Here is a 12,353-nt window from a genome sequence, read left to right on the forward strand (position 1 = left end):
AGATATAATAAATCACTCGACGTAACTAGAAATTTGCTGAGTGAAATATAACACACACAATGATGGAGATTGGTATGGCTGATTATAGTAACATTAATAAATCAACTGAACTTTCACGAAAATTTAATAGATCAGTATTATTTTTAGCATTAATGGCTGCTTGCAATGTCGCGTATGCAGATCAAAAAGATAATCAAAATAACGATGACTTTGAAGTGATTGAAGTGAGAGGTATTCGTTCTTCAACTGCTGAAAATTTAGCTATAAAACGACTCTCTAATGCAACTGTTGATGCGATAACAGCTGAAGATATCGGTAAATTTCCAGATAAAAATGTTGCTGATTCATTGCAACGAGTTTCAGGTGTATTGATTGACCGTGACGGTGGTGAAGGCAGTCGAGTGAGTATTCGTGGCACATCACCAGATTGGACCCTCACACAGTTAAATGGCAATTATATTGCTTCTTCTGGGGCTGGTGTGCCCACTCGAAGTTTTAATTATACGTTGTTGCCATCCAGTATGATTAGTAGTGTGGAAGTATTTAAAAGTGCAGAAGCGCGTATAGATGAAGGGGGGATTGGTGGGACTGTTATATTGCACACCCGCAAGCCATTAGATATGGAGGCTAACTCAGGCGCACTTAGCCTAGAGGCAACCTATGATGATGTGTCTGAAGACACCAAGCCACAAGTGAATGTGCTGTATTCATGGAAAAATGATGAATCAAATTTTGGTGTACTTGCCGGGTTTACTCGCCAAGATAAAACGGTAACAACCATTACTAATAATGCTTCGCACTGGCGCTTTCATTCTGACACAGTCGAAGGGGCAGAGCGTCCTGCCATTGTTGACCAAGCAACAGGCGAAGTTTACAACAATGTATGGGCACCTCGTGCAATGAGTGCAGGTAACTCAACAGAAGATCGCACACGCGATGGTTATCAAGTTGCTATTCAATGGATGCCTACAGATAAATTAGACTTAAACCTGAACTACTTTGGTGCAAAATTAGATTATGACTCATCGTCGCAGAGCGTATTGTTTGCGGAATGGAATGACAATCATAACCCCTATTACGGCGTTGTTTTAGACGGTGATACGGTCGTAGCTTACGGTAATGCAGATAATGGTTTACTTAATGACAATAACTGGGGAGATGCTGATGTCAATAATGGCGTAGCCGTTCGCCGTGGCTTATTGTCTCCTCAATTAACAGGGAGAGAAAGGATCGGTGGTTCTAAATCAGATAGTTTTGATTTTGAAGCCAAATATTATGGGGATATATTTACTGCTACTTTTAAAATCGGCCATACAGAGGCTGAAGGTGGAACTTCACGGGAAACTTATGCCAATATAGATGCACGCCAAGGATCTGTGAATAGCTGGTTGTGGTCAACCGTGGGTGGTAAACCAAGCTATGAAGTATCGACCGATCTAGCGTCTGATAAACAAGCTTATCAATATTATGACTGGTTTGATTCCTACTCTTCTGAAAATAAAGATACTGAAGATTACGCACAAGCTGATCTGCAATTTGATATCGATACAGGGATTTTTACTACCTTTTTTGTTGGGGCTAAATACCGCAATCATGAAATTAAGGGGATTAAAAATGATTTTCGTTGGGATGATGGCATCGCTGATAACGGCGGTTACCGTGGTTATTTGTCCGGAAACGAATGGTTTCATAACCCAGATTTTCATCCTGATCCAGAAACGTTAGTAAGCAATACCGTGATTGATAACAGTGCCGGAAACACTGGCGCTTTTAACTTTTTAGCATTTGATTTTGCTGCATTAGATAGCTATCTACGCAATAACTTTACGCAAACCGTTGTGCCATCTTTAGCTGGGACATATACACTAGAAGAAAATATTTGGTCTGTTTATGCGCAAAGTAATTTCCAGTGGCAGGACTTTCGCGGCAATCTCGGTGTACGCTATGTCAATACCGATTTAAGTACGCTTACGTATGATGATGTTATTGGTCAAGATAATAATGACACTACGCCTAATGAACGCAGCAGCGATGATGGTGAATTATTACCAAGCTTTAACCTTGCATGGGATGCGAATGAAGATGTTGTTGTTCGATTTGCTGCTGCCAGAACGATGTCTCGTGTAAGCTATTCTGACCTGAGCCAAGCCGAGTCATATGGTCCTCCTGTTAATATAAACTCACCAGACTCTTGGACAGGGCGAGGAACTGGTACATCTGTAAATACAGGCCTAGATCCAATGATTTCTGATCAGTTCGATCTAGGTATCGAATGGTATTACGGTGAAGGCTCAGCACTAGGTGCGACATACTTTACTAAAGATATTGCTAATTTGCCCATTTCTGCTGTTGAAATAGTTCAACGAGAGCATGATTGTTGTAATGGCCCCATAGAAGTTGAAATGAATACTAAAGTTGGCGGTGGTGACGCTCAATCACAAGGGGTTGAGTTGTTTTTTCAACACTCTTTCGAGAGTGGCTTTGGGGTGTTAGCTAACTATACTTTTACAGATACAAGTACCAGCCAAGTGTCAACGAATGGACAAAAAACAGATGCTGAAATCCCAGGAACAGCCAAACACCAATATAATCTTTCAGTGTATTTTGAAAATGATGACTTTAGTGTAAGGGCATCTTATAACTGGAAAGATGATCGTGCAAATGGCATCCATAAAGGTTACAACATGTATACGAAAGATTATGGCCAGTTAGATGTTAATGCGGCTTATAGTTTGACTGAGCAGTTGTCATTAACAGCCTCTGTGGTTAACTTAACTGAGGAAGTTGAGGAAGGTTATTGGAAACAAAGTAATCGCTTTACTTATAACCAGTATTCAGGACGACGCTTTTATTTAGGTGCTAATTATAGTTTCTAAAAATTATAATTTATAATATAAATTTAAAGGGTATTCTTTAGTTTGGATGCCTATTTTATTTAAATTGCAAGGTTTATTAATCAGACTTTAATTAAATAATAAAGCTAAGTAGTTAAAATAAACATTAGATTTTTTATGCTATTAAAATGTGAAAAGGGCGCTGTAATAGCGCCCTTTTAGTTATTTCTTTTCTTTCTCTTCGTCAGGTAAAGTGACGTTGAGTTCTAATACCGCTAAGTCATCTTCGTTTTGATCGAATTGGACTTGAACCGCGTCATTACTGATGTTGACGTATTTACGGATAACATCAAGAATATCCTGTTTCAATTGTGGCAAGTAATCAGGTGTACCACGCTGTGAGCGCTCATGCGCAACAATGATCTGCAATCGCTCTTTTGCTAGTGACGCTGTATTTTTCTTTTCTGAGCGGAAGTAGTCAAGTAGTGACACGTTAACCTCCAAATATCCGTTTGAACAAACCTTTCTTTTCTACATCTAAGAAGCGAAATTCGACTGTTTCACCTAATAAGCGATTAATTGCATCGGCATAAGCTTGTCCAGCATCAGACTCTGTATCTAATATAACTGGCTGGCCTGAGTTTGATGCACTTAATACCGCTTGTGATTCAGGTATTACACCTAACAATTCGATAGAAAGAATATCTTGCACATCTTCAACTGACAGCATTTCACCTCTGGCTACTCGCTCTGGGTTATAGCGAGTCAGTAATAAATGTTCTTTTATGTTTTCAAGTCCTTCTTCAGCACGTTTAGATTTGCTATGCAAAATACCTAAAATACGGTCTGAATCGCGAACTGATGATACTTCAGGGTTCGTTGTTACAATTGCTTCATCAGCAAAGTACATTGCCATCATAGCGCCGGCTTCAATCCCTGCTGGCGAATCACAGACGATATAATCAAAGTCTTTTTTCAGCTCGTTTAATACGCGTTCAACACCTTCGCGAGTTAAAGCATCTTTATCGCGAGTTTGTGAAGCAGGTAATAAAAATAATTTATCTACCCGTTTATCTTTGATAAGTGCTTGATTTAAATTTGCTTCACCGTTTATAACGTTAACAAAATCATAGACAACACGACGTTCACAGCCCATGATCAAATCAAGGTTACGTAAACCGATATCAAAATCTATAATGACTGTTTTATAGCCCTTAAGTGCTAAACCTGTGCCAATTGCAGCACTTGATGTAGTTTTACCTACACCACCTTTACCTGACGTAACGACAATGACTTTTGCCATAAGATTTATCCTTTAACCAAAGCTGAAATTTCTAATGATTCATTTTTTTGTTGGATTTGTGCAGCGTTGCCCCAGAACTCACCTTGCAGAGAATCGCTGATCCAGTAGTTGCCATTTATAGAAACAAGTTCTGCTTCTAATTTTTGGCAAAAAATACGTGCTTCGTTGTAACCTTGTGCGCCTGCTATTGCGCGACCACGTAATGTGCCATAAATATGTACATTGCCATCAGCAATCACTTCTGCACCATGGCTTACCGCACCAATAACGATTAAGTCACGGTCTTTAGCATACACTTGTTGACCAGAGCGCACTGTGCCATTGATAACTTGGGCAGGTAAGTAAACTGTTTTCTCAACAATTGAAGTATTACTCTGCTTTGTAACAGGTTCACTCTTAACGTCTTGTGAATAATTTAAAACTGAGAGCCCAGCGGCTTTGGCTTGCGTATGCTGCTCATCAGAGCCATTACAGACTCCAACAGCATTAAAGTTCATTCGTTCTAATAAAGACTTTAGATGAACAAAATCAACAAGATTATTTTTTATCTCAATTAAATTAACAACAATAGGAGCACCCTCAAAAAAACGAGGGGCTTGGGCAATTTTTATATACAGTTGCTCAGCTAACAGGTTTATATCAGTACTATAAAGATGTAAAACTGATAACGTAAAAAGATTCCCTTTTAGCTCAAAAGTTTGGTCCGACATACACGCTCAATTGAATAGTGTGATCAGAAATCAATTTTAGATAAACGCAGGCTGAATAAGGCCTGTGTTTATATGGATAAGGTGAAATTTCTAATCTAATTTTTCTAACTTATTATGACTCTCATGTTATAGTGTGCAGCACTGTTAAGCAAGATTTTATAGGGTCATAATGCTGACTGCGGTATATAAAAGTAAGAAAAAAGCGGATACCTTCCTTTTTGTAGAAAAAAGAGATGATTTTAGCAAGGTACCGGAACCTTTAATGGCTATGTTCGGTCAACCTCATTACGTAATGTTAATTAATTTAGCAAAACGAACGCATTTAGGCGGGGCTGATTTAAGTTTAGTTGAGAAATCATTAACTGATGTCGGGTTTTATCTCCAGTTACCGCCACCTGAAGCTAACTTACTAGCTGAGCATAGAAAACAAAATGGAGTTGATAGTGACTAAACATATAATGACTAAATTGGCTGCAATTTTATGTAGTGCCTGTATCAGTACATCGGCACTGGCCAAGACCCAAGCACAATTTGATGAATATGTTGCAGGTTTAAAACAAGAAGCAGCACAAAAAGGCTACGATAGTCAATTAATTGAAGATGCCTTCGCTACAGCACACTTTAAAGAAAAGGTAATTTCTGCTGATAAAAATCAGCCTGAAGTTAAAGAAACCTTAGAGACTTACTTACCAAAGCGTGTGCCACAATGGAAAATTGACCGTGCACGAAAGCTATATGCTGAAAATAAAGATATTTTAGAACAAATTGCAGCCGAGTACGGCGTGCAGGCACGCTTTATTGTTGCGTTATGGGGCCTTGAAAGTAATTTTGGTAAAATCCAAGGTGGTCACAACGTTATTTCATCTGTAGTCACGCTGGCTTTTGATGGCCGTCGCGAAACTATGTATAAAAACCAACTATGGGCCGCGCTTGATATTTTAAAGGAAGGGCACATTACTTTAGATAAATTCAATGGTTCATGGGCAGGTGCAATGGGGCAAACGCAATTTATGCCAACCTCATTTAATGCCTACGCGGTAGATTATGATAAAGATGGTCGAAAAGATATTTGGACCACCCAAGTTGATGCCTTTGCATCAATAGCTAACTATTTAAAGCAAGCTGGCTGGAATAGTGATCTTACTTGGGGTCGTCAAATTAAGTTACCACAGAGCTTCGAACCTAGCTATGTATTGCAACGTGGAACTAAAACACGTACTCAATGGTTAGAGTTTTGGGCTGATTCAGAGCGTTCACTAGCTGATTGGCAAGCTTTAGGTGTACGTAAAATGGATGGTACTGATTTACCAGCCGTAGATGTAACGGCGGCATTGGTTATGCCTGATGATATGAATGGCCGTATGTATTTAGCTTATGATAATTACAAAGCGTTAATGCATTGGAATCGCTCATATTACTTTGCCACCAGTGTTGGTTACTTGTCTGATCGCATTGGTTACCCAGCGATTTAATCGATGATAAGTTATTACAGGCGCTAGGTGCGTTCGTTTTAGGCGCGAGTTTATCTCGCGCTTGCGTTTGTAAAAAACATCAATGCAAAATATTTTTAAGTGAATTATTCACATCGAAGTTAAGATACGCTGCGCTATAGATAAGATATTAAACGTTTTGTGCAATAAGGGCAGGGTCAATTATTTTGATGTCTGAAGATAATATTTGACCTCTTTTGTTCTTTTAGGCTATCAATACTTTTGCAGAATCAGCTAACACCCCAAAGCAAAACTCTAAAAATATTCAATAAGGATATATATGGATGAAAATTTAATCGTACAAACAGTTGATCTGGCGCAGAATTTATTTGCAAAAAATTACTGTAACTTCATTAAAGAAAAAGAGAGAACTGTTACCGTATAAGGTGAAGAGTTTGAACTGTTAAGTTTTGAGAAGATGATTGAGTTAACTAACATAAATGACATGGAAGTTAGTGAAGTTCGCGCCTTAAAAGCATATGCAAACACATTAAAAGATGTTTTAGGCCCGACTGTTTATGATCAAAAAGGGCACGGTTGGTCCATGTTGATGTTATCTGCAAGTCTCACTATTGGTAAAAATACCGAAGGTGATTTGCTATTTTTAGATAGACACAATAGTAAAACGCTGTGTATTTTTCGTCACGATGATGCCAGCATATTTAAAACAAAAGTAACTTTGTATAAATTAATTAAAGCGTATTCTGAATAAATTCGTTCTCGTTTTTTAACAGACTCACACAATAAAGCTCATTTAAAATTATATCTGGGCTTTTATCAATACTGCATTCTCACATACATAATTATCAAGACGTAAGTAGCTACGCTTTGCTAAATCCCCCAGTGTCAGAATGTTGTCGCCTCTAACTTGAGGCGACAACTAACTTGAAAAACTCCGCTTTAGAGTAACATAGATTCTAGACTCACGAAGTAGGGGATATTATTACCCAATAGCCAATGCTTATCAGCCAACGACTCGCGCATGTGATATCACCAGTACCAAAAATAGGCGTTTAGAATCGAGTGGTCTAGAGGTTAGAGACCTCCGGCTAACCGATTATGTGCGGTTATTCGTCTAGCCATGGTGGCCTTACATAAACTACTTTACTTACGTAGTCTAAATCTTTAACCCAAAATCGATCTCTACAACCAAGCTTCCATAATTTAGCACCAGCATCCATTGTGCAAGGGGCTAGGTCTTTTTCGTTCGACAAAAAAGGCCACATTAAATAAGTTGCAACTTCGTCATACTTAGTAAGGTAGATCGCCCAGTTTTTTAAGACTTCATAATGCTCCCTGTCATAGGGGAAGTTATCAATCCAATACTCACCAATCGCTTCATAAAGGACACCAAATAGTTCGTTATCAGATATATCAGGGAATTTTATACCTGATGGAGCAATTTCAACTTGAAAGCCGCTATCAATAAAGGCAATAATTTCGGCATTATAGTCTTCCTCTAAAAGGATTGGTCGAAGACTCGATATGTGTAAGGAGACTAAATTCTTGAGTTCCTGATCATCACACCTAATCTGCTCACTCTTTGGTATTCTGTAACCCCACCTAGATATAGAGTCAGTTTCACTTACTATATTTAAAAGCCTATTCCTTATATCTTCGTGTTCATCAAAAACTCTCCATGCTTCATCGTGATCTTCTTCATTCTTAATTCCATCAAAGAAGAAATAATGATCGACCTCATTTTCAATATCAATTGAGTCAGGATCTTCGCTATTTCTCTTTAGGATTTCTTCCAATAGTCTTAATTCTTGATTCATCGCGGTGATCTCAAAAGTATGTTCGCTTTGTTATGCATGCGTTTCCTCCTGAATCTCAGCCAACAGGTCAGTAATCCCAATATCCACGCCTGCCTGCGATAGCAATGTAGAAACTTGGCCACGATGATGAGTCTGATGGTTAAAAAAATGAAGAACTAGACTCGAATATCGTTTGGTAGCGGAGATCCCCTTGGTGTTTTGGTAGCTGAGAATGAAATCCAGATCACTTTCAGATAGCTCGGCTGTCCAGTTGATAATTATCCGATCCAACCAAAACCGGTGCTCCGATAGGCTACCAATGTCATTGAAGGCTATGTGATCCAGGCTCTTTGGATTTGGAATATCAGCTACCTCCTGTAAAGACCGCAAGCAGGCTGGATGGGTAGCAAACCGTTTTAGCCAGATAGTATCACCAACAATGATGTGATTAAGAGTTCCGAGAATGGATCCAAAAAAGGCCCCACGGTCTTGGGCCAGATTAGTTGCACAGAGCTGACTCGAAGCCTCATACACCTTTAAATTCATCCGCTGATTATAGGCCGCCAGCAATTCAAAGTGATCTTTCAGGCTCATCATAGATCCTTATCATGGTTAACGAGTCTGTAGAATTACTCGTTTAAAATTTATTTTTATTGACACATTAACCATAGCCGAGTTGCTATTTTGATTCAATCGATAACTGACTTTCACGTAAAATATAAAAAGAGTGCTTGGTGTTGTTTTAATTGGTATTTTGCAAGGTATTACAGGTGTTTGAGTGGCTTATTTTAGTGGGAAAGGGCTCAAAAAAAGGAATTAACATTGGGCTAGGCAATGAGTACTTAGCTTCACAAGGTTTAGTGTCATTAAGAGATATTTGGATAATATTTATTACGGGAGATGAACCGCCCATTGCACTTCCTGTTAATTAAAAGCGCATGATGGGTGGTGTGGGGGCTGGAGGTTAGAGACCTCCGGCTACCCGATTATATTTACCATTTTGCCATGTTATCAAGAAGATCTTCATGCCCTTCTAATAACTCTGACTTGATTACAATTTGAGCTGGAATTGAATATTTATTACATATGGCAAGTATGCTAGAAACAAACGGTTCACCAGCAAATGGGGATATATAAATACCTTCTATCAAATCCATTGCAAGTGCTTGAACAAATTCTGGCTTAGCCTTGAAATTATTTACATTAGAAGGATCTATATTAGGAATAGTAAATAATCTTACTTCATTCTCATGACTAAAAGAGCTGCGTTTCAATAATGGGGATAAATATCCGTCAGTAACACAGTCTTTAGGGCAAATCTTATCATCATGAAAATCCAAATATTTAACCGCGCCAATTTGAATTAACAAATCCTGATCAAATTTTTCAATGGAGTTAACAAGCGAAGAAATACTAGTTTTAACCGCTATACCTTTGCCATTATCCGAATACAATTTCCACATAGCCTCTGATTCTGATGAATTAGCATGCCAGCAATTTACAGTTATTCCTTTGGTAACTGTTTTGAAAATTTGTTTAATGAGTTCTCTAAAGTCTGGAGTAACACTTTTGATTTTTGATAATTCATTGAGCAGGGCTTGGTTATTGCCAATTTTAACTTTTAATTGCTCTTGCGCATTTTCTAACTCTTTTACTTCAGAACCAAAAATATTTGAGTATGCCTCAAAAACAACTTTGGGCATGAAGCCTTCAAAGGGGTCTGAATTTTGATAACTTTCTAATGGGGTGAAAAATAGCTTGTTACCTTCTAGTAAACTAATCAACTTATCCAATGACATATAACGCCATAAAGGTGTATCAACATTTACGCTTTCACCAACTTTAACTTTTGCCAATTAGACACTCCCCTCTGAGGTAAATATAACAATTTTATAGTGCGCGAAGGGCGGATCTTTCTGCTCCGGCCACACTCATATGTATACTTTACACAGTTTTAACAAATTGCCTAAGATATTACTATTATTAAGTTTTCTAAAATCTAAAGCAAAGCTAAATGGAACAATATACGCGCGTCGCTCATATCATTGAATATCTGAGCAAACAACGTTTGACTACTTAATTAGCTATTATCAATAGCCGGATATTGCTCACAGCCGAACTTAGTTAGAGCACTATGAGTTCAAGTAGGCTTTGCTCTGAATATCAAATTTGACACTAACCAAAATAAATATACATACTGATGCGAATTATTGTGCTGATTTGAGTCAGAAAGTTCTCTTTTCAACCTTTGTTGAAAAAATGTCTTAAAACTGAACAAGCTGGCGTAGTCATTCCAGCACAGAAAAAGCGACTAATAATATCTTTTTCACCGTTTCAGGGGCCACACCTCGAGCTAGCTGTGTCGATGCATTGCTTAGCTGCGCGTCAATATAAGTAGCAGCAAATTCCGATGACATGTCCACAGAAAACTCTCCCTTAGTCTTTGAACGCTCTACCCATTTCTTGAAAAAAACTAATCCCTGCTTTTCAAGAAAATCTATTTGCGCTTGTGTTTCTTTTCCCAAATGTACTCGTGATTCGCGCATTTTTATAAAAAGACAGCCATTTGGAGATTCATCATGACAACTAACTGAAGTGGCAAACGATATAAGGTTATCAAGGGCCTCTTTAAATGGAACGTCACTATTTAGCATCTGCTGCACAGGCTCTAACACTTGCTCCTGATACCTAATCAGGACAGCTTTCATCAAGCCATCTTCATTAGAAAATTCACGGTAAAGACCCGGTTTAGATACACCCGATCTTCTGCAAATTTCATTAAGGGATAAATTACCTATATTGTCTTTCCAGTAAGAATCCATTGCCACATCTAAAACATGATCGCGGTCTAAGGTCTTTGGACGCCCTCTAACGGGCTTAACTGTATTTGAATTCATTTAGTACCACTCGGTATTTTAATTTGACAGGCTGCTCTTTACGGTTTATTGTACCGGCTGGTATTTAATTAGGCAAAGCAAATAGGAAAGAATAATGAACGAAACACAAAAAAGCATCGTTATCACAGGTAGCAGCAGTGGATTTGGTCAAAAGTCAGTAAAAGATTTTGCTGATAAAGGCTATCTAGTGTTCGCTACTATGCGCGGCCCTGAAGGCAAAAACGCTGCAGTTAAAGCCGAATTAGAAGCGTATAGCGATTCTATTCAGGTTGTTGATATGGATGTTACTAACGACGATTCTGTCAAAACCGCCATTGCGAGTGTGCTAGATAAAGCGGGAAAAATTGATGTGTTACTAAACAATGCTGGTGTAATGTATCTTGGCATTACAGAAGCATTTAGCATTGATCAAGCTCGCGAGCAGATGGAAACCAACTACTATGGCGCTATGCGTACTATTCTGGCAGTTTTGCCTGCGATGCGTGAAGCTAAGTCTGGCCTGATCATCAACACCTCATCAATGGTTGGCCAAATTTCAGCGCCTTATTTCTCTACTTACGCAGCGACAAAACATGCTTTAGAAGGCTACCTCCAAGGTTTACGCTACGAAGTAGCACCATTCGGCATCGATGTCGCCATCGTACAACCAGGGCCATTCCCTACAGGTCTAAGTGCATCAGGACAACAACCATCACGCACAGACATACTGGACAGCTACGGTGAATTGGCAAACATTCCTGCCGCTATGTTCGAGGAATTCGGTAAATTTATGCAGAGCGATCAAGCGCCTAATCCACAAATGGTGGTAGATGCCTATTTAGCGCTAGCAGACATGCCTAAAGGTAAACGCCCAACACGCACAGCAGTTGGTTTAGTTTGGGGTGTAGATGAAATAAACGCAGCTAAACAACCTATCCAAGATCGTGTTTTGACAGAAATGCAACTAGACAAGGTGCTAGGTGGTGCTGACGTATAATTTTAGTCATCAGGGGGCAAGTTGTTTTTGCCCCTTTGCTTATCAAGTTACAATTAAATGTACGATTAAATGAATTATTTATCTGCGAGCTTACAGGAACAACTTATCTATTTATTCACCACTGAGCACACAAAGACGCTTCGCGCTGCACAGAGTAAAAATTTTTGGACTTTTATTTACTTCTCGGTGAACTCGGTGTGCTCTGTGGTTAATTTCTTTAGTAACTAGCAACCTAACAAACCGCGTTTCAATAATGTAGTCAGGATTGTCAAAATGATGCCAACATGAGATTAAATTAGGTATTTGTCTGGCTCTAACTAGCACAACTTATCTTTTTATTCACCACAGAGAACACAGAGGCGCTTCGCGCTGCACAGAGAAAGAAT

12 protein-coding genes are annotated in these 12,353 nt (G+C 38.8%); 5 read left to right on the top strand and 7 right to left on the bottom strand.

The annotated features are described in order from the left end of the window. The first annotated feature begins 74 nt into the window (after window positions 1-74). A complete protein-coding gene (locus tag PSR9079_RS01880; RefSeq protein WP_179959134.1) occupies window positions 75-2,876 on the top strand; it encodes a TonB-dependent receptor in 2,802 nt (933 codons plus the stop codon). A 180-nt stretch (window positions 2,877-3,056) separates the two neighbouring features. Here the strand turns inward: PSR9079_RS01880 and minE are convergent, their stop codons facing one another. From minE to minC, 3 genes are read right to left on the bottom strand one after another with little or no spacing between them, the layout of a single operon-like run. Then, on the bottom strand, window positions 3,057-3,326 hold the full coding sequence (gene minE / locus PSR9079_RS01885; RefSeq protein WP_145235646.1) for a cell division topological specificity factor MinE: 270 nt from the start codon (window positions 3,324-3,326) through the stop codon (window positions 3,057-3,059). A gap of 1 nt (window position 3,327) precedes the next feature. Continuing rightward, window positions 3,328-4,137 carry a septum site-determining protein MinD gene (gene minD, locus PSR9079_RS01890; RefSeq protein ID WP_149980230.1) on the bottom strand — a complete coding sequence of 270 codons (810 nt, stop codon included), beginning with the start codon at window positions 4,135-4,137 and terminating at the stop codon, window positions 3,328-3,330. A gap of 5 nt (window positions 4,138-4,142) precedes the next feature. Then, complete coding sequence (minC, locus tag PSR9079_RS01895) at window positions 4,143-4,847, bottom strand: septum site-determining protein MinC (protein ID WP_145235640.1); 705 nt, start codon at window positions 4,845-4,847, stop codon at window positions 4,143-4,145. A gap of 169 nt (window positions 4,848-5,016) precedes the next feature. Here minC and PSR9079_RS01900 point away from each other — a divergent pair, with 169 nt between their 5' ends. The 3 genes from PSR9079_RS01900 (at window position 5,017) to PSR9079_RS01910 (ending at window position 7,049) form a co-directional block, all read left to right on the top strand. Further along, window positions 5,017-5,298, top strand: coding sequence for a YcgL domain-containing protein (locus tag PSR9079_RS01900; RefSeq protein ID WP_145235637.1), 282 nt, complete (start codon window positions 5,017-5,019; stop codon window positions 5,296-5,298). 4 nt (window positions 5,299-5,302) lie between these two features. After that, window positions 5,303-6,319, top strand: a complete 1,017-nt coding sequence (locus PSR9079_RS01905) for a lytic murein transglycosylase (protein WP_149980391.1) — start codon at window positions 5,303-5,305, stop codon at window positions 6,317-6,319. 436 nt (window positions 6,320-6,755) lie between these two features. Continuing rightward, window positions 6,756-7,049 (top strand): hypothetical protein, encoded by a 294-nt coding sequence (locus PSR9079_RS01910; protein WP_149980231.1) that lies wholly within the window; start codon window positions 6,756-6,758, stop codon window positions 7,047-7,049. 355 nt (window positions 7,050-7,404) lie between these two features. Here the strand turns inward: PSR9079_RS01910 and PSR9079_RS01915 are convergent, their stop codons facing one another. The 4 genes from PSR9079_RS01915 to PSR9079_RS01930 all read right to left on the bottom strand — a co-directional run bounded on the left by PSR9079_RS01915 (window position 7,405) and on the right by PSR9079_RS01930 (window position 10,991). Then, entirely contained in the window at window positions 7,405-8,115 is a 711-nt protein-coding gene (locus PSR9079_RS01915) for a hypothetical protein (protein ID WP_149980232.1), read from the bottom strand. A 30-nt stretch (window positions 8,116-8,145) separates the two neighbouring features. Continuing rightward, the gene (locus PSR9079_RS01920; protein ID WP_342799424.1) at window positions 8,146-8,691 is read right to left on the bottom strand and encodes a DinB family protein; all 546 of its coding nucleotides are present in this window, start codon (window positions 8,689-8,691) and stop codon (window positions 8,146-8,148) included. Window positions 8,692-9,086: 395 nt separating this feature from the next. Continuing rightward, entirely contained in the window at window positions 9,087-9,950 is an 864-nt protein-coding gene (locus PSR9079_RS01925) for a DUF2971 domain-containing protein (RefSeq protein ID WP_149980234.1), read from the bottom strand. A 432-nt stretch (window positions 9,951-10,382) separates the two neighbouring features. After that, window positions 10,383-10,991: a TetR/AcrR family transcriptional regulator gene (locus PSR9079_RS01930; protein ID WP_149980235.1), complete on the bottom strand. Its 609-nt coding sequence runs from the start codon at window positions 10,989-10,991 to the stop codon at window positions 10,383-10,385. Between the two features lie 94 nt (window positions 10,992-11,085). On the opposite strand from PSR9079_RS01930, the gene PSR9079_RS01935 reads away from it, so the two are divergent. Beyond that, the gene (locus PSR9079_RS01935; protein WP_149980236.1) at window positions 11,086-11,967 is read left to right on the top strand and encodes an SDR family oxidoreductase; all 882 of its coding nucleotides are present in this window, start codon (window positions 11,086-11,088) and stop codon (window positions 11,965-11,967) included. Window positions 11,968-12,353 lie beyond the last annotated feature (386 nt).

Origin of the sequence: Pseudoalteromonas rhizosphaerae (genome assembly GCF_902498845.1) — a bacterium.
Lineage (GTDB): Bacteria > Pseudomonadota > Gammaproteobacteria > Enterobacterales > Alteromonadaceae > Pseudoalteromonas > Pseudoalteromonas rhizosphaerae.